This is a genomic window from Patescibacteria group bacterium (assembly GCA_041645165.1).
GTDB lineage: Bacteria > Patescibacteriota > Patescibacteriia > 2-02-FULL-49-11 > 2-02-FULL-49-11 > 2-02-FULL-49-11.
In genome coordinates this window covers 66,801-84,944 of the sequence record JBAZQN010000003.1, presented here as the reverse complement: position 1 = coordinate 84,944, position 18,144 = coordinate 66,801, and the positions used below count along the sequence as shown (strand labels likewise).

The following is an 18,144-nucleotide window of genomic DNA, read 5'->3' as shown; positions in this document are numbered from 1 at the left end:
TTATCTAAAGTATGCGGGATCCCGCTGAAGCGGTGAGATTTTGAACTTCAGCGTGTAAAATATTTTTACTCATCATAAGTGTAAGGCTATGAAAAGTGAGTCTTCAATTACTAATCATCCCGCCGGTCCTCCTCTAACCGAGCTTCACTCTCATCTCGGCGGCGCCGTGGACGCCGCAATCTTGTGGACCTTGGCGCACGAACAGGGGATCAAATTGCCGACGAAGGATTATTGGGAGTTCGAACGGATGGTCACTATTAAGGAGAAAGGAAAGTTTCATCGCTTTTTGGAGGTTGATCGGCAATTATATCACTGGACCGAGCTCATCCAATCATCCCCTTTGGCGATCGAGCCGGCAGTGCACGGCACCATAGGAGGCGCGTACCGCGCGAATAACGTCGTCGTGCACGAGCTCCGGTTCAATCCCATGAAGCGCAATCGCGGCGGAGAGCGCGATCTTGATTACATTATTCTTGCAGCAATCCGCGGAATGGAAAATGCGCTCTTTGAATACCCTTCGGTGCGCGCGGGATTAATCCTGATGCTTGACCGGGAATACCCCAAGAAGCTGAATACCATCATTTTTGAAAAAGCAAAGAAATACCAGCATCGGGGGATCGTGGGCATTGACCTTGCAGGGCCGCAGAGCCCTGCGTTCCATATTGAGGAATACGAGAGCTTGTTTCAGGAAGCAAAAGATCTTGGTTTCGGAGCCACTATCCATACGGGCGAGGAAGGATCTGTGAAAGAGATGAAATATATTGTGGAACATATCGCCCCCCACCGGATCGGGCATGGATTTCTCGCATGGCAGGACACGGGATTGATGCATATGGTTGCAGAAAAAAATATTACCCTTGAGCTCTGCCCCACCTCCAACCTGAATGTGGGCGTCATCAAGAGCGTGGAAGAGATGCGCCGCATTTTCCGGACTCTTTTAGAGCACCACGTGCGTCTCACGATCAACACGGACGGCCCTGAAATGCACGGGACCAACCTAAAGCAGGAGTATGAATTGCTTAAGAAAAATAAAATTTTCACCGCAAGCGAACTGACCAAGTGCAGTGAGAACGGGTTCGAGGCGAGCTTTATAAGATCGTGATTCAAAAATCATCCTTCGTCGGGCTCAGGATGACAAGAAAGTGGTTGTTATGGTGAGCCTTCGGCGTGACCCTTCGATAAGCTCAGGGTGACAGAAATGTCATGGTGAGCCTGTCGAACCATTATGCATTTTGAGTTTTTCATTATTTTCCCATGTCCCAAGTTTTTGTCATTGATTTTGGCGCGCAGTACAGCCAGCTTGGATTATATTTTTTCGATCAGTCGCATAAAATACATGAGAGGATTATTTTTTAGTTTACCAGTTTGGGGACATACTTTGCCAACCCTGCCTGTCTGCCGTGAGCTGACGAGGAGAGGGGTAGAAATGATATATTACTCCACAGATAAATTTAGGAAGGTTATAGAAGGACATGGTATAGCGTTTAAACGCTATCCCTACGGAAATGATTTTTATTCGGCGCTCGAAGACAAGCTGGTTCAGTGTTTGAGGAGTCGCGGACTCACCGATTTTTGGCTTGCGATATTAGAATATACGGAGAAATTCATCACTTCAGGTATTGAGGATATTGAAAAGACGAAGCCGGATTTTCTCATTCATGATGCAATGGTGTTAGGAGGGAAAATAGCTGCCCTCAAGACAAATACCCCCGCCATTTGCTCCGTCCCCATTGGTTTGATGAACGGACGGATGACCTTAAGAACGCCTTATCTTTGGAAGTTTACCCTCAAAGGCGCGTCCCAATTCGGGAAATATATAAATGTTGCGCGCCGTTTATGCAAGACTTTTGGGGTACGCAAAAGCATATTTAAGGATATTATATACAATAGGGAAAAGCTGAATATCGTGTATACTTCGCGTTATTTCCAACCCTTTGAGCGATTCTTTGGCGAGGAATACAAATTTATCGGGGCATCTATCGATGAGGAACAGGAGGAAGGCAACAGAGAGGCAAAGGAAAATATTATTTATATTTCTCTCGGCACCTTATTTGATCGGTTAGATAATTTTTTTGAAATATGTTTTGAGGCATTCAAAGGCATGGATTATCATGTCATACTGTCTCTGGGCGGGCGCCTTACGCAGACACATTTCACTCATCTGCCCTCTCATTTTCAAGTCGAAACGTTTGTTGACCAAAAAGCGATTCTTAAAAGAGCGAAACTCTTTATAACCCATGGCGGATTGAATAGTGTGAGCGAAGGCATGTATTACCAGACGCCTCTTGTCATGATTCCTTCGACTCTGGAGCAGGAATTAAATGCGCGCCGCGTAGAGCGACTTGGGGCGGGTATCATGATTGATCGTTCTGCGGTAACTCCACAGATATTAGCGATGGCCGCAAAAAAGGTGTTACATGAGGGAGCATATGTGAGTTCAGCTGAGAAAATAAGGCAATCTTTTTTAACGAGCGGCGGTTACCGAAAGGCGGCTGATGAAATACTCTCATTTCTTAATAAAGGCGTGATGCACCCCTGATTAATAATTCACTATTCTCATTTTAAGCATTATGTCCCAAGTTTTTGTCATTGATTTTGGCGCGCAGTACAGCCAGTTGATCGCCCGTAGGGTGCGCGAGTTGGGATTTTCCGCGGAGCTGGTGTCTTATCGCTCGCCGCTTGAGAGGCTCAAGCAGGCACACGCGATTATTCTTTCCGGAGGGCCTTCATCAGTATATACAGAGGGAGCGCCGCGCGTGCCGAAAGAATTGTTTGCGCTGGGCATTCCCATTTTAGGGATATGTTATGGCCAGCAGCTGACGTGTTATCTCACCGGAGGGAAAGTGGTAAGGATGAAGCAGAGAGAATACGGCCCCGCGAGCGTAAAGATTGTCCGCGGATCGCCATTCACTGCCGGTCTCCCTCAGCAATTGAGAGTATGGATGTCCCATGGCGATGCCGTCGTGCGGCTCCCCAAAGGCACTCACGCATATGGCGTGACTGCACATTCCCCATTTGCCCTCGTGGGGGATAAGGAAAAGAATATATGGGGCGTGCAATTCCATCCGGAAGTCGTGCATACGCAGTTTGGAAAAAAAATGCTTGAGAATTTTCTGGTCCGTATTGCAGGCCTCACGCCGGATTGGTCTATGCCGTCGTTCGTGACGTCAGCCATAGAGGAAATTAAAGCAAAGGCGGGCAAGGGATACGCGATCGCCGCGCTTTCCGGCGGCGTGGACTCGGCGGTGGCCACCACGCTCGTGCACCATGCCCTCGGCCACCGGCTTATTGCGGTGTTCGTGAACCACGGCCTGCTTCGCTTGGGCGAGGAACAAGAAGTGGCGCAGGCGATGCGGCGCATGCTGAAGGCGGATTTGAAGGTGGTGCGCGTGCCGCAATTATTTTTGCATAAATTAAAAGGGGTAAGCGATCCAGAGGAGAAGAGGAAGATCATAGGACGGACTTTTATTGAAGTGTTCCAGAGAGAGGCAAAACGGCTGAAATCAAAACCCGCCTTTTTGGTCCAAGGCACGCTTTATCCTGACGTGATCGAATCGGCAATGGCGGGAAGCGGCAGGACGGCAAGCACCATCAAAACGCACCACAACGTGGGAGGGCTGCCTGCGCGCATGCATTTGAAACTTATTGAACCGCTGCGCATGCTCTTCAAAGATGAGGTCAGGGAGGTGGGAAGGATTTTGGGGCTCCCGCGCGCAGTGGTGGAGCGCCAGCCGTTTCCCGGTCCCGGCCTTGCCGTGCGGATTGTGGGCGCGGTGGATGAAGGGCGCCTGAAGACCCTCGCGCAGGCGGACGCGATCGTGCGCGAAACGCTAGACCCGCTCGCAAAAAAATTAAAATTGTGGCAATATTATGCTGCGTTTCTGCCGGAGGTGCGTTCTGTGGGCGTGCAGGGCGATGAGCGTACGTACGCGCATCCCATCGTCGTGCGCGCCGTAACCTCAGAGGATGCGATGACCGCGGATTGGGCGCGTATTCCCGAGGACGTGCTCGCACGCCTCGCCACGCGGATTACCAATGAGGTGGAGGGCGTCAACCGCGTCCTTTATGATCTCACCAGCAAACCGCCGGGCACGATCGAGTGGGAATAAACCGCGCAGGGCGCGGTAATGTCAAAATTCAAATTTCAAATGTCAAATTTGATATTGGTTATTGGGATTTCATTTGACATTGGGATTTTGACATTGGGATTTTTCACTTATTATGTTCTCTCCTGTCGATGACATCAAATCGCGGCTGGATATCGTGGATATTATCCAAGAATACGTGCCGCTGAAGATGGCAGGTGCAAACCTCAAAGGTTTGTGCCCGTTTCATCATGAAAAAACCCCTTCATTCATGGTGCACCGGGGAAGGCAGATGTGGCATTGTTTCGGGTGTAATCTTGGGGGAGACATGTTTACGTTTATCCAGAAGATCGAGAATATTGAATTTCCGGAAGCGTTGGAGATCCTCGCGAAAAAAGCGAATGTTGAATTGAAACGGGAGGATCCGCAGCTTAAGAGTGAGCGGCAGAGGATGAGGGAGCTCCTTTCCGCGTCCGCGCAGTGGTTTGCGGTTCAGCTGCAGACCGCGCGAGGCGCAGAAGCCCTGCGTTATTTAAAAGAAACACGCGGTCTTATCCCTGACACGCTCGAGGAATGGCTCTTAGGCTACGCGCCGCAGGGTTGGGAAGAGCTCACGCGCTTTTTGCGCGCGAAAGGATATCGCGACCAGGAGATGGTAAACGCGGGTATGGCCTTGCCGGGGAGAGAGCGCGGTGTCTACGACCGTTTCCGCGACAGGATTATGTTTCCTCTGCGGGACCACCATGGCGCCATCGTTGGGTTTACCGGCAGGCAGCTCAAAGAAAATAAGGAGGAAGGGGGCAAGTACGTGAACACGCCCGAAACCCTGCTGTATCACAAACGTGCGGTACTTTTCGGTCTCGATAAAGCCAAACAGGACATACGCGCACAAGGGTTTGCGCTGGTGGTGGAGGGGCAAATGGATGTTACTTCCTTATGGCAGGCGGGTATCCGCAATACCATAGCCTCGTCAGGAACTTCATTTAATCTCGAGGAGCTGCAACTCATCCTTCTCAAGCGCGTCACGGACACGCTCGTGTTGTGTTTCGATGTCGATGCGGGCGGAAAAGGCGCGGCGCTGCGCGGGCTCGAACTCGCCTGGGCAGCCGGCTTCACGGTAAAATTAGCCCGATTGCCTAAGAATAAAGGCAAAGACCCTGATGAAGTGGTGCGGAAAGACAAGGAAGCGTTTATCGGGGCGGTTAATGCAAGCCAGCCGATCCTTGAATATTTATTTACGCAAGCCCGCCTAGAGCATCCTGGAGATACCGTACAGGATAAAAAGGCGGTTGCCGGCGCACTGCTTCCTTACCTTCTCAAGCTCGCGGACCCGATTGAGCGCGACCATTATGTAAAGCGCATGTCTGAAGAACTGCGTGTGTCAGAACAGGCATTGCGCGAAGCGCTTGCCAAAGCTGTCTCCTCATCGCAGGGCACGCGCGCCGCCGCGGCGCCCGTGAAGGAAGCAGTGCCCTTTCTTCCTGCGCAGAGTTTGACGGAGCGCATGCTTTCGCTTTTGCTCACTACGCCTCCCATGATACCGCATGCGGTCCAGATCATTGCCCATGAGTATGTGCCGGAGCCGCATCAGGCGCTTTACAAGATGCTCACTTCTTGGTACAGTGAGTCAAGAATCCACACCAGCGAACATCTCATTGCGACGATTGAAGCGTCTCTACCAGAGCTTCACAGAAACGTCCAAATCCTCGCCACCCGCGGGGACCTCGAGTATCAAGGAAGAAGCGATTCGGAGCTTCTCCAAGAAATCACTCATCTGGCACGGTCGCTGAAGCGGCTCGTGCTGAAAGAGCGTGTGGAAGCGCTCTCGCGGATTATCCGGGAGCGCGAACAAAAAAATTTGCCTACAACGGCAGCTAAGGACACTGCCGAGCTTGACGCGCTGAGCAGGGAATTCACCGTGCTCACGCAAGCGCTTGCCGAGCTTGAATTTTGATTTACCCCGTTACTAGAGCGTTACAGAGTCGTTGAGACCGTAGATGAATGTACATCAACCCAAAAGGGGAATGACGACCAATGTCATGGACCTCAAGCCCATGGTAACGGGGTTTACCCCTTTGTACTCACTGCGGCGGGCGTCAGCCCGCGGCATTGAAGCGTTTTGCATTAAAGATTGTATCTGCTCACAGGTTTTTCCCGCTCAGGAATACACAATTTTTCTGCGGACGCGATTTAGCAGCTTGAACGCTTATGCCTGTCTGAAACAGGCATAAGTCCTCGAAAAATTGGTATTCCTTCGCTATAAGGACTAAGTCAGTAGTTACAGAATTTTTTTCTCTTCAACGCATGAAACATCCTTCACGCACAAAGATGAAACACCAAAAGAGGCTCATCCGCAGGCCCAAGCACCGCGCGTTCCGTGCACGGATGCAAAGGAATGTGCCGGTCCGCAAGCCGCGCGCTGCGGCAGAGGCGCCGCGCGTAGATCTTAAACCGGACATAGCGCAGGTGGTCATGAAAGCGCGGTCCCGCGGTTTCGTGACTGAAATGGAGCTCCTGTACGCCTTTCCCCGGCTTGAGGAATACCTTGACCTATTTGAGGAGACGATTGACCAGCTTGAACATGCAGGCATCCAGGTGATTGAAAGGGATTTAGGGATACTCGCGAAGCCTGAGGAGCGCCAAAAGATCCTGCGCGAAGTAGGGCTCTCTGCCGACCAGAAGCGGCTTGACCTTTCCGACATTTCTTCTGATTCGATCCAGATGTACCTTCGGGAGATAGGGAAAGTGCCGCTCCTTGTCCAGGAAGAGGAACTGAACCTTGCCAAGAGGAAAGAGCGGGGCGAACGGGAAGCGACCAAGCGGCTCGTCGAAGCGAATCTTCGGCTCGTGGTATCCATTGCGAAAAAATTCGTGGGGCGCGGGGGCTTAACACTTCTTGATCTTATTCAGGAGGGGAATATCGGGCTTTTTAGGGCGGTTGAAAAATTTGATTACCGCAAGGGCTATAAATTCTCCACCTATGCCACGTGGTGGATCCGGCAGGCTATCACCAGGGCCTTGGCAGACCAGTCGCGCACGATCCGTATTCCCGTGCACATGGTGGAGACTATAAATAAGTTCCAGCAAGTGGAGCGGCAGCTCATCCAGGATCTTGGAAGAGAGCCGCTCCCTGAAGAGATCGCCGCGGAAATGGGCGAAGAGGTCGCCAAAATCCGCCACATCATCCAGATATCGCAGGATACCGTGTCGCTCGAGACCTCGGTGGGGGATGAAGGGGAGGATGAATCAAAGCTCGGCGATTTCATAGAGGATGTCAAAACCGTCACCCCTTCCCAGGCGGCCGCCCTGCAGCTCCTGCGCGACCACGTGCGGCAAATTATTTCAGGGCTCTCGCCGCGCGAACAGAAGATCCTGGAAATGCGCTTCGGCCTGGTGGACGGCATCGCGCACACTCTGGAAGAAGTGGGGCAGGAGTTCGGCGTGACAAGGGAGCGCATTCGGCAGATCGAAGCGAAGGCTTTGGAAAAAATCGAGGCGCACGCCGGTATGGCAAAATTGAAGGATTACTAATCAAACGAATTATGCAAATTGTGAACGATCATATTACTATCGCAGAGCTCCGGGATATGGCGAAGGGTTTCTATGGAAATTTGGTGAAGGCAGTGGTGGATATTGAGAAGAGAATTATGGCGGTGGGGGGAGATTTGCATGCGGATGAGGAAGCGTTCATGTTACAAAACGGTTCAGCGCAAAAAGATCTGTGGGGCATCAATTTGCAACCTGAGGCGGAGGGAGAGGAATGGATAGAATTTGACTCGATGATTAATATACGCCCCTGGCAGGATAACCGGAGCCGCGGGGTTGATAACGCTGAACTGCAAAAAAAAATATGTGAGGTGGTGCGGGATTTAGTGAAATTATGACATTCCAGCATCAACAATTGGCCAATGGCAGGTGGTTTGAGCTGCCATTCATGGAACAGCTTGCGAACGTGGGCAGCGAAGTGGAACGGACCATCAGCTGGAGAAAAAAAGGAAATGGGGAGTATAGCGCCCTCGCCTTTGACAGGGCGCTCGAACTTCTTGATTTGACACTGCAAGATCCCCGCAATAGAATGTATCCGCGCTTGAAAGAAGTGGCGCGCGTGCGGGAAGCGCTCGCTGATTATTTTGTGGGAGAAAACCAGTACGGCTCAACTGACGAGCTTTGGCAGAAATATTTCTACGCGTTCTCCTATGCCGCACAGATGGCGCGGCACAAAAAGATGCAAGAAGAATAAAGACAAAATGGTTCTTTCACAATGAACAATAATCCGAGGTAGCTCTCCGCCAGCTGGCGGAGGTAGAGCAGTCCGCCCAAATTCTCTGGCTAACCGTCCGAGATAGCTCAATGGTAGAGCAGCTGCCTGTTAAGCAGTTGGTTCCGGGTTCGAATCCCGGTCTCGGAGCCAGAGAAATTGCGGCGGATTGGTTTGGGATTCGAATCTCGCCCTTGGAGTTTTGATTTTTAACACCCCTTTTACGGGGTGTTTTTGTTTTGTCATTCCCGCGCTCTCCACCTGTCATCCCCGACTTGATCGGGGATCCAGACGCTGTCCTCACCTGATCGGGGGACAAGAAAACAAACAGAAAATATATCCACTTGCGCAATTCCGTCCGCGTGATACGGTAATGGCATACTTGGAGGGATTATCCTTACCCTCATGCACTTCTCAATTCTCAAACGCATTTCCTTACTTCTCATAGGCACTGTTACGGCCTGGGCGATTGCTTCCATTCTTCCCAATCCGGTCGATCCGGCAAGGGCGTTTTTTCCTGCGCACCCTCCCACGCTCGCCTTCTCTCCCGCCGAAGGGTTTGACGGTACGGACGCAATTAATCTTGACACCGCGCCTGCCAATACCCCGCTCACCTTTTCCATGGTTTACACCCATCCGGACAACCATCCTCCGGTCATCGCAGCGCCCGTACTGACGCGCCACGATTTCATCCCTGCCGCGCTCGCGCATGACGACGATGAAACGGAAGAAGCGATCAAACTATTCGTCAGCACCACCGAAAGTTACCCATTTTTCTTTACTGAACTGCGCCTGCACCGCGACACCGCTCCCGATCCCGTTTTCCCTCTCCTCCACAATGGAGATTATACGGACGGCGAGCAATTTACCGTAACCGTACCAGCGGGATTTCCGTACGCCGCTAACTACGAATACTATTTCCAAGCCACGGACGGTGAACACTGGCGGTATCTTGGCCAACCATGGGTGGATGGCCCCTTCACCTTTACCCTCACCCCCGCGCTCCCCTCGAATCACGCGCCCATCCTTTCATTCTCTGCCGAGAGCGGTTATGGAACCGACGGTATCAATCCGGACAAGGGCACGGCGGATGTTACCCCGCTCGTATTTAAGATAATTTACACCGACGCCGACAATGATCCGCCGCCGTATGTGGCAATCTCCAGAGACGACGGCACCGGAGCCATCCTTAGCTTCCTGCAGCCTGACACTGCCGAAACCATACCTATCTCGCTGCGCGATGGCAATTACACCAACGGAGAACAATACGTCCGCACCGATACCTTCCCCAAAGGGCATTACCAATACCATTTTGAAACCAGCGACGGCGAGGAGTCATCGCGATTACCCGCAACCGGAGAACTCACATTCGAAACAGGCTACTCGAATGTGGCGTTTCTTCCTGGTATTCAAGGTAGCAGACTCTACAAAAAAGAAATTTTCGAAAATCAACTGTGGGAACCAAATCGAAATTTTGACGTGGAAAAATTATATACATCTTCTACCACAGGAGAAAGTCTGGATAAAAGTATTTATACCCGCGACATCATTGACGAAGCCAATATTATTCCAGACCCGACCGGAGTATTGCAGGCAAATTTCTATGAAAAATTTAAAAAGTTCATGGATGAATTAGCAGATGACGATGACGGAATCATCAACGAGTGGAAAGCCCTTCCCTACGATTGGCGCCTTGATTTCGAACACCTCATACGAAGCGGTATCGTGGACGGAGAAAATGTCAATTACAACAGTGGAGTCACTGAAACGCCCTATCTCCTCGAAGAGATAAAAAAACTTATTGTATCTTCGAAAAGCGGCAATGTCACCATTATTACGCATAGCATGGGCGGCTTGATCGCTAAAACGCTTCTGACTCAGATTGCAAACGAAAATCACCCTTACCACGATCTTTACAATCATATTGACCGTCTCGTCATGGTTGCTCCGCCACAGCTAGGCACGCCGAAAGCGATTGAGGCGCTTCTGCACGCCGAGTCTGCGCAGCTGCCTTTTGATGATATCGGTTTCCTCATGGACGAAGAACGTGCGCGCGAGGCCGCGGAAAACATGATAAGCGCGTATGATCTTCTGCCGTCAGAAAAGTATTTCGACATCGTGCATACGCCAGTCATCAACTTCGATGAAAGTGTCAGCAAACTTGGTGCGCTTGTGAATCGCGCGGGTGCACATATTTCCTCTTCTGAAGAACTTTACAAATTCCTCTTAGGCGATGAAGGAACGCGACAAGAACCTGACAAGGAAGATGCCGAATACCCCAACGTGCTCAAACCGCACCTTCTCTCGCGGGCTATAGCCACGCATAACGACACGCTCGATATATGGTCGCCGCCCCCGCACATGCAGGTAGTGCAAGTTGCCGGATGGGGTGTTAAGACGATTTCGCATATCACGTATTCATGCGGTCTCTTCTGCGCTTCTCTCAGTTCGCTCGATAAAACAGTCAAACCGATGACTATACAAGGCGATGGAACGGTCGTGCTGCCCAGCGCGCTCATGATGGAGGGAGTGGATCGGTATTATGTGAATATAAGAAAACATAATAAAGAGAATCTTCGACTTAGAAAAAATCGAGATCACGGCAGCATCTTCGAAATAGATGATCTGCAGGAGTTCATTGTCAATATCATCCAGGGGAAAGAACACCCTGAAGAAGGAGAGAACACTAAACACATCACCGTAACAGAGCCGACACAGGGATCCTCAGACACAACCATAGATTTCACCCTGCATTCGCCAGTTGACATTCATCTCTACGATGCGTTGGGCAGCCATACGGGCTTGATAGAAAATTCTGATCCCGATTCAGATATCCGGCTCTATGAAAAGACGATACCGAACAGCTACTACATGGAGTCCGGTGAAGTGAAATACGCTGGGGCGGACGGAAGCGAACCGATTCGCGTCGTCCTGAAAGGCACGGATCTTGGCACCTTTACGCTCGAAATTGACGAAGCGCGCGGTGATACACTTGTCGCCTCTACGGCCATCAGAAATATCCCGGTTGCCGAACACACCATAGCGACACTCACGGTACAAACAACAGATACTGGACTAACGCCCATTAATTTGAATATGGACATTGATGGGAACGGAACGAATGATATAACGGTGACTCCTGATACAGCCGACAACGCGGGGGTGTCGTTGGTAATATTGAAAAAGATAGTTCAGACTCTTGATATCCAAAAGGGTCTCAAAAAAGCGCTGATCGCACAGATAGAAGCTGCGGAAAAGGTCGTCAAGAAAGGGTTTCCCAAGGTGGCGAGCCAAATTCTCAAAACAATGACGACTCAACTTACACACTTTCCCACGTTTCTTATTAGCCCCGAGGATGCGACGCGGCTTATTAAGATCATTGACGAGATAAGGGGGCGGTTGGTACAATAAAGACGCGATACGCGTATGCAGAAAATTAACCCTAAAAAAATCTTATTCCTATCGGTGATCAGCTTTTTGCTAGGTGCTTTTTTAAATTACTCAGAGTCAGATTCTGTTGGAGAGTCCGGCGCAGCAATCGCCTACTTCTCTGTAATAGTATTTCTACTCTCACTTACCATGACATTCATGGAGATCAAGGTTTTTCAATCATGGCTAAATTTCGCCCGTGTTTATCTCCTCATCGCTTTTGTACTCATAATTCTCGCACCAGCAACCGGTGAGACAGGAATGGGTTTTAGTGTAGGCATTGATCACGAATCAATCACATGGACAATGGTTGTTATTTTCTTACTAACTTCCATCATCCTTATTGTACGTGAAAACGTCAAACTCCGCCGATCAAAACAGACAACACCGTCGTCTCCAGTCACTCCAAACAAATAACCCAGCTGCAAAACCTCAATTGGGCGACAGTCCATAAATCCGCTTCCCTACTAACTAATCCACAATTGCTTTTAAGCTTTGTGGATTCTCCCTTTTTAGGGGGATTTTTGCGTTTGATTTGTTACGTGTATCGCCTCGAGAGGGTGTCGCAAAAGGACCGTTATATGACCAATTCCTTCGGCAACCACACCGGCCCCGTCCCAAATTCAAATGATCAACTTTTCGAAGCGCAAGTCCCCAATAGTTATTACTACAAAATAGGAGAAAAGACTTACCTGGGCTTGGATACGCAAGATCAGTACCGCATCGAGATTCAGGGTCTTGCTCTCGGATCGTTCACGCTCGAAATCGATGAGGTGTTTAATGACGAAGTGGTTGACTCTACCGCCTATACGAATATACCCGTCACGCCAGACACCAAAGCGTTCCTCATCACGCAAACAGTTGAGACTACAAGCAGTCTTTCAATTGATCTGCAGGGAGACGGCACGCCGGATGTTACCGTTTCCCCTTCGGCAGAACCCGATCCGAAGGAATCGCTCAAAGCGCTTAAGCAAGTGGTGAATACGCTTGCCATTAAGAAAGGAGTGAAGAATGCGGTTATCAAGCAATTAGAAGTGGCGGAGAAACTACTAGACAAAGGACTTGTGAAGGCCGCCGATGGTATTCTCAAGGGATTGGTCAAACAATTGCAGGGTTTCCCCAAGTTCCTCATCAAACCATCGGATGCCCAGCCGCTTATCCAAATCATTGAAACGATACGGGCTTCGTTGGTATAATAACTACTGCCTATGACACACACCAAAAAATTGATCATTAGTATCGTTTTTCTCTTGGTTTTAACTGTAGCATCAGTATTACTTGCGCGGGTAGATTATGGTGGGATTTGTATGAATGCTAGGTGGGATTGCCTTAATTTTTTTGACACCGTTGCTGGCGTCGTATTCGCGTGGTCAATAGGAATATCGGCATTTCTGTTTATACTTGCTTTTTTAAAGAAGGAGGTTTTTATTAACTGGTTCAAATTCGCCCGCATATATATTCCCCTTTCTATTCTTTTTATCGTGCTGGATAGTTCTAACGGAGACGGTAATTCGTTGGGGATTGGGAGCGGAGAATTTTATGGATCACTTTTGGGTCTGATATATTTTATTGTAAGCATCATTCTCATCATCCGCACGCATCGCCGCCTCAAGCGGCAAGCGAAGACTCCACCAGCCGTTGTCGGCGGATAGTCCTCATCGCATAAAATTTATTTGTTGTCGTGATACCTTTCGCACGAAAGGGCCTACGACGGGTTTGAGAGAATTTAATGTATAAGCGATGAGAGTACTATAATCCCAAGTGATAGTGCGCAGGTGGATGCGCCTTCAGAAGAGACCATGCCGGAAAGCGCGCCGGTTTCGCCTGCGCCAGTTGCCGAACCTGCTCCAGTCGCTGAACCGGTGACTGTTATAGAGCCCGCGCCGGAGGTAGAACCATCGTCTATATTTGAACCGCCTGCACCGGACGCGCCTTCGCTAGAAAGCGAGCCACCTATTCAGGAGACACACGATACGTCGCCTGTCGCAGAGCCTGTGGTGAAAGAAGTTATAAAAGAGGTAGAGAAGCCGCTCACGGATGCGGACAAAGACCGTATATTTCAGGACAAGCTGGACGCCAATCTCACGCTTGCACACACCAGGAAGCGCGCGCAGTATGAAGCGCGTCTTCAGGAGATCGTGGATTTCATCAAACAGAAGGGCACGCTGGTCACCAATCAGGATATTCGGGATGCGTTCCACGTCACCGACACTACCGCGACTAACCGGCTCAAAGAACTCATCAACCGCGGTCTTGTGGCGCGGCTGGGCGATCAACGCCATGCCAAGTATAAATTGTCAGGCGGCGTCTAGGCGATGTGGCAAATTTGCAGTATGTTTGCCACGTTTTTCCTTGCCCCAAGCCGTTTTTTGTGGGATCATGGAGGTATGGCAAGGCCATTAACTCTCACTAAAAATCTCAAAGATCGGGTGACGGCTCGGGTGCTCGCACGTCAGTGCAGCATTTGCGGATGTGCTGTTTCTATCAGGCTTAGTGCTAACCGCTCCTACCTCGGCGGGCATTACTTCGGCAAGGTACCGAAAATTTCAAAAGCAGAATTTCAGAGAGCCAAGAAAGCGGGGCACAAAACGGAACGCATCGGTAATTTTACTCTCCGAGTTCTCAACCAGGACCCAAAACCGTATGGGTGTTTTGAGTATTGGGAGTGCGAGAGTTGCTATAATGAAAACAATTCGCCACCTTCTCCAAAAAACCTGTAGGATTTTTTCATCGAGTAGTTATGAAAATAGCAGATAACGAAAAACGGGATATTATCAAATACTTGGAAGCCGATAAGCCGTTGCCGGATAAATATCGTTTTTTGCTTTTTGCGGATAAGCAGGAGGTGGAGCTTGTCTGGAATGGAAAAACGAGTGAGGTTACGAATGTCGTTTTGCCATTTCAAGTTATTGAGCAGGTTGATGAGCCGAGAAGCGAAAAAGAGGTCAAGCTCCAGCAGGCCCTGTTTGACGTGGACACTCGCGGCCGCCAGCTCAAAGGATGGACGAATAAGCTCATTTGGGGCGACAACAAATTAATCCTTTCCAGTTTGAAAAATGGTCCGCTTCGGCAAGAAATCCAAGAACAAGGTGGAATTAAATTGATTTACATTGATCCGCCGTTTGATGTTGGTGCGGATTTTTCAATGAACATTGAAGTCGGGGAAGAAGAATTTACTAAAAAGCCCGGCGTGCTGGAAGAATTAGCGTATCGTGACACATGGGGCAAGGGCGCGGATAGTTTTATCGCGATGATATATGAGAGATTGTCGCTTATGCACGGTTTACTTGCTGAAGATGGAAGTATTTATGTGCATTGCGATTGGAGAGTAAGCCCGTATATTAAAATATTACTGGATGAGATATTCAATGAAAATAATTTTCAAAATGAAATTGTCATACATTACACAGCAGTAGGTTTAAAAGCTTTGTCGAAAAAATTTCATCAAAATACCGAGACGGTATTTTATTACGCAAAAAACAAGGGTGAGCATATCTGGAATATTGTTTACGAAAAAATTAAAAATGAAGAAGGATTTAGAACCGCAAGCAAGCATGTCTGGGATCCAGTTACGGGGAAAGCCCAAAGACTAAGAGACGAAAATGGCAAAATTGTTTATTTTGAAGTTACGGAAAACAAGGCCGATAATTTTATCGAATTGCCAGCGTTAAGAGGGGACAAAAAAGTTGGTTATCCTACTCAAAAACATGAAGATTTATTAGAGAGAATTGTTAAAGCATCGTCTAACGAAGGCGATCTCGTTGCGGATTTTTTTGCTGGTTCGGGTACTACGCTCGCTGTTGCGGAAAAGCTCGGGCGTAAGTGGATTGGTTCTGATTTAGGCAAATTCTCAATTCATACAACTCGCAAGCGAATGATTGGTGTTCAGCGTGAACTGGCAAAAGCGGGAAAAGATTTTCGCGCCTTTGAAATTTTAAATCTCGGAAAATACGAACGCCAGATGTTTGTTGGTATCAATCCGAACCTGCGCGAAGATGAGAAACAAAAGCAAATCGCTCAAAAAGAAAAAGATTTTATTGCACTTATTATTTCGGCATACAAAGCCGAAAGTTTTGACGGCTTTAAAACATTTCATGGTAAGAAAAATTCTCGCCTCGTTGCCATTGGGCCAATCAATATGCCGGTCTCGCGGCTGTTCGTTGACGCGGTGATAACAGAAGCAGTTGAAAAGCAAATCACCAAAGTTGATGTTTTGGCGTTTGAGTTTGAAATGGGATTATTTCCCAACATTCAGGAAGAAGCCAAAGGCAAAGGCGTTGATCTCGCGCTCAAATACATTCCCCGCGATGTGTTTGACAAGCGCGCGATTGAGAAGAATCAAGTAGTATTCCATGATGTGAGCTATATTGAAGTAAAACCTATTGTTAAAAAAGGAATGGTAGCGGTTGAGCTGACTGATTTTTCAGTATTTTATAATCAGGATTCAATCAAAGAAGTTGAGGAAAATCTTAAAGCCGGGGGTAAAAAGCTGGTGGTGGAAAACGGCCAAATCATCAAAATATCCAAAGACAAAGATGGTATTGTGGAGCGAGAGACGCTCACGAAAAAATGGACGGACTGGATTGATTATTGGGCGGTTGATTTTAATTTTGAGAGCAAAAAAGAAGTTGTTCGCGTACCCAAAAAAGAAGCCACGCAGATAAAACTGGACGGCTCAACGAATCCAACGCAGGTGAACCTCTTGGAATATGAAGAAGTATGGACTGGCGATTATGTGTTTGAAAACGAGTGGCAGGATTTCCGTACGAAGAAGAAGCGCGAGCTTGAACTTACATCTATTTCCCGCGAGCTTGGAAAGGGCAAGCACAAGCTTGCAATCAAGGTCGTGGATATTTTCGGCAATGATACGATGAAGATAATTGAGGTGAATATATGAATGACCAAGAAATAATAAAGATTTTTCTAGATACCCAGGAGTGGCAGACTTTTGAGTGTAAGCGAGCCGCTATTGAGCCGGCGAAACTTTTAGAGACGGTTGTTTCCTTTGCAAATACGGAAGGTGGTTACATTGTCGTTGGGCTTGAAGATCCGTCAAAAGCAGAAGGCCACAAACGACTACTTGGAATCAGTGAAAACCTGGATAATATTTCAGAGTTTTTGAAGCTCATTGAAAAAGAAATTGAACCACCGCTTAATCTTTGGGGAAAATTTGAACTCGATATAACCAATGTGAATAGGCAGCCGGACAAGTTGTTTGTAGTGAGTGTAAAAAAGAGCAATGATGTGCATTCCCTCAAGCGCGGCGATACTTTCGTAAGGAAAGGCAGGCAGAATGTAAAAATCGGCTCTACGGAAATAATGCGTCTTAAGTATGAGAAGGGCGCTATAAAATTTGAAAGTGAGAAATCAGACATTTTTACGCTCGACGACGTGGATGAAAATTTACTGAAGCAATATAAAAAGGATACCGCAAGTGAAAGCTTGAATGACTGGCAGTTTTTGAAAGATAACGGACTTTCGATTGATCAAGCTGGAAAGCACGAGCTCACCACAGCCGGAGTCTTATTGTTCGGTAAAAATCCATCGGTTATGTTGAAAAATAAATGCGGAATTAAAATTTCTCACTATTATGGGACCAAACCAAATTATACAGGTGAGCCAAATTTTGTAGACCGGCCATTTACTCTTGAAGGATCTCTCTTGCATCAGATAGAAAAAGCTGTTGACTATTTTAAGAGTGTGGCGAAAAGTTCTCGACCAAAACTAAGCGGCGCCTCATTTAGACCAACTTTTATGATTCCCGAGTGGGCATTTCAAGAAGCTATTACGAACGCAGTTATTCATAGAAATTATTTTGTCCAGAACGATATACAGGTTAGATTCTTTGACGATCGTGTTGAGGTGGAAAGTCCGGGGACTTATCCGGGACACATCACTACTGAAAATATACGGTCAGAAAGATTCGCCAGAAACCCTTTAATATTAAGAACATTGAATCGTTTTCAAGTTGCTCCAAACCTGGATATTGGAGAAGGCGTTGATCGTATGTATAAAGTGATGAAAGAGAAAAATCTATACGAACCGTTATACTTTCCGCCGACAATAAAACCGAACTCGGTGTTGCTTATACTTCTTAATCTGCAAAAAGTTGAATATTGGGATACCGTCAGTAAATATTTAGATGCAAACTATCGCATTACGAATAAACAGGCCCGTGAAACAACCGGCGTACACGATGTCTTAAGAATGTCTAGGATTTTGAAGGCCTGGGTTGAAAAAGGACTGCTAGAAAAAATTGGTAAGGCAAAAAAGGATCGTTACTATAGAAAGCCTGGGCAAGAGATGCCCAAGGGTTTATTTTCAAGGGGGGTTGATAATAAAACATGATAGGCCGATTTAGGCTCTATTTTA

15 protein-coding genes and 1 tRNA gene are annotated in these 18,144 nt (G+C 48.2%); all 16 read left to right on the top strand.

The annotated features are described in order from the left end of the window. Positions 1-88 precede the first annotated feature (88 nt). The 16 genes from WC659_01905 to WC659_01830 all read left to right on the top strand — a co-directional run bounded on the left by WC659_01905 (position 89) and on the right by WC659_01830 (position 18,120). Positions 89-1,102: an amidohydrolase family protein gene (locus WC659_01905; GenBank protein MFA4872669.1), complete on the top strand. Its 1,014-nt coding sequence runs from the start codon at positions 89-91 to the stop codon at positions 1,100-1,102. 123 nt (positions 1,103-1,225) lie between these two features. Continuing rightward, complete coding sequence (locus WC659_01900; protein MFA4872668.1) at positions 1,226-2,539, top strand: macrolide family glycosyltransferase; 1,314 nt, start codon at positions 1,226-1,228, stop codon at positions 2,537-2,539. A gap of 31 nt (positions 2,540-2,570) precedes the next feature. Beyond that, positions 2,571-4,109, top strand: a complete 1,539-nt coding sequence (guaA, locus tag WC659_01895; protein MFA4872667.1) for a glutamine-hydrolyzing GMP synthase — start codon at positions 2,571-2,573, stop codon at positions 4,107-4,109. 112 nt (positions 4,110-4,221) lie between these two features. After that, the gene (gene dnaG, locus WC659_01890; protein MFA4872666.1) at positions 4,222-6,039 is read left to right on the top strand and encodes a DNA primase; all 1,818 of its coding nucleotides are present in this window, start codon (positions 4,222-4,224) and stop codon (positions 6,037-6,039) included. A 350-nt stretch (positions 6,040-6,389) separates the two neighbouring features. After that, positions 6,390-7,616 (top strand): sigma-70 family RNA polymerase sigma factor, encoded by a 1,227-nt coding sequence (locus WC659_01885; GenBank protein ID MFA4872665.1) that lies wholly within the window; start codon positions 6,390-6,392, stop codon positions 7,614-7,616. Positions 7,617-7,627: 11 nt separating this feature from the next. Then, positions 7,628-7,969, top strand: coding sequence for a DUF5674 family protein (locus WC659_01880; protein ID MFA4872664.1), 342 nt, complete (start codon positions 7,628-7,630; stop codon positions 7,967-7,969). Continuing rightward, a complete protein-coding gene (locus tag WC659_01875; GenBank protein MFA4872663.1) occupies positions 7,966-8,325 on the top strand; it encodes a hypothetical protein in 360 nt (119 codons plus the stop codon). Before WC659_01880 ends, WC659_01875 begins: the two co-directional genes overlap by 4 nt. Positions 8,326-8,421: 96 nt before the next feature. Then, positions 8,422-8,496 (top strand) — tRNA-Asn (locus tag WC659_01870). A 252-nt stretch (positions 8,497-8,748) separates the two neighbouring features. After that, positions 8,749-11,754, top strand: a complete 3,006-nt coding sequence (locus WC659_01865; GenBank protein MFA4872662.1) for an alpha/beta hydrolase — start codon at positions 8,749-8,751, stop codon at positions 11,752-11,754. A gap of 15 nt (positions 11,755-11,769) precedes the next feature. Continuing rightward, positions 11,770-12,189: a hypothetical protein gene (locus WC659_01860; GenBank protein MFA4872661.1), complete on the top strand. Its 420-nt coding sequence runs from the start codon at positions 11,770-11,772 to the stop codon at positions 12,187-12,189. Positions 12,190-12,353: 164 nt separating this feature from the next. Further along, positions 12,354-12,968, top strand: a complete 615-nt coding sequence (locus WC659_01855; GenBank protein ID MFA4872660.1) for a hypothetical protein — start codon at positions 12,354-12,356, stop codon at positions 12,966-12,968. Between the two features lie 111 nt (positions 12,969-13,079). Next, a complete protein-coding gene (locus WC659_01850) occupies positions 13,080-13,424 on the top strand; it encodes a hypothetical protein (protein ID MFA4872659.1) in 345 nt (114 codons plus the stop codon). A gap of 147 nt (positions 13,425-13,571) precedes the next feature. After that, positions 13,572-14,084 carry a hypothetical protein gene (locus WC659_01845; GenBank protein MFA4872658.1) on the top strand — a complete coding sequence of 171 codons (513 nt, stop codon included), beginning with the start codon at positions 13,572-13,574 and terminating at the stop codon, positions 14,082-14,084. A 21-nt stretch (positions 14,085-14,105) separates the two neighbouring features. Beyond that, positions 14,106-14,492, top strand: a complete 387-nt coding sequence (locus WC659_01840; protein MFA4872657.1) for a hypothetical protein — start codon at positions 14,106-14,108, stop codon at positions 14,490-14,492. 20 nt (positions 14,493-14,512) lie between these two features. Then, complete coding sequence (locus WC659_01835) at positions 14,513-16,669, top strand: site-specific DNA-methyltransferase (GenBank protein MFA4872656.1); 2,157 nt, start codon at positions 14,513-14,515, stop codon at positions 16,667-16,669. Beyond that, on the top strand, positions 16,666-18,120 hold the full coding sequence (locus tag WC659_01830) for an RNA-binding domain-containing protein (GenBank protein ID MFA4872655.1): 1,455 nt from the start codon (positions 16,666-16,668) through the stop codon (positions 18,118-18,120). Before WC659_01835 ends, WC659_01830 begins: the two co-directional genes overlap by 4 nt. Positions 18,121-18,144: the final 24 nt, after the last annotated feature.

Bases quoted from the DNA above. Each gene is read 5' to 3' on its own strand.
- WC659_01905 (MFA4872669.1), top strand. From the start codon at position 89: ATGAAAAGTGAGTCTTCAATTACTAATCATCCCGCCGGTCCTCCTCTA.
- WC659_01900 (MFA4872668.1), top strand. From the start codon at position 1,226: ATGCATTTTGAGTTTTTCATTATTTTCCCATGTCCCAAGTTTTTGTCA.
- guaA (MFA4872667.1), top strand. From the start codon at position 2,571: ATGTCCCAAGTTTTTGTCATTGATTTTGGCGCGCAGTACAGCCAGTTG.
- dnaG (MFA4872666.1), top strand. From the start codon at position 4,222: ATGTTCTCTCCTGTCGATGACATCAAATCGCGGCTGGATATCGTGGAT.
- WC659_01885 (MFA4872665.1), top strand. From the start codon at position 6,390: ATGAAACATCCTTCACGCACAAAGATGAAACACCAAAAGAGGCTCATC.
- WC659_01880 (MFA4872664.1), top strand. From the start codon at position 7,628: ATGCAAATTGTGAACGATCATATTACTATCGCAGAGCTCCGGGATATG.
- WC659_01875 (MFA4872663.1), top strand. From the start codon at position 7,966: ATGACATTCCAGCATCAACAATTGGCCAATGGCAGGTGGTTTGAGCTG.
- WC659_01865 (MFA4872662.1), top strand. From the start codon at position 8,749: ATGCACTTCTCAATTCTCAAACGCATTTCCTTACTTCTCATAGGCACT.
- WC659_01860 (MFA4872661.1), top strand. From the start codon at position 11,770: ATGCAGAAAATTAACCCTAAAAAAATCTTATTCCTATCGGTGATCAGC.
- WC659_01855 (MFA4872660.1), top strand. From the start codon at position 12,354: ATGACCAATTCCTTCGGCAACCACACCGGCCCCGTCCCAAATTCAAAT.
- WC659_01850 (MFA4872659.1), top strand. From the start codon at position 13,080: ATGAATGCTAGGTGGGATTGCCTTAATTTTTTTGACACCGTTGCTGGC.
- WC659_01845 (MFA4872658.1), top strand. From the start codon at position 13,572: ATGCCGGAAAGCGCGCCGGTTTCGCCTGCGCCAGTTGCCGAACCTGCT.
- WC659_01840 (MFA4872657.1), top strand. From the start codon at position 14,106: ATGTTTGCCACGTTTTTCCTTGCCCCAAGCCGTTTTTTGTGGGATCAT.
- WC659_01835 (MFA4872656.1), top strand. From the start codon at position 14,513: ATGAAAATAGCAGATAACGAAAAACGGGATATTATCAAATACTTGGAA.
- WC659_01830 (MFA4872655.1), top strand. From the start codon at position 16,666: ATGAATGACCAAGAAATAATAAAGATTTTTCTAGATACCCAGGAGTGG.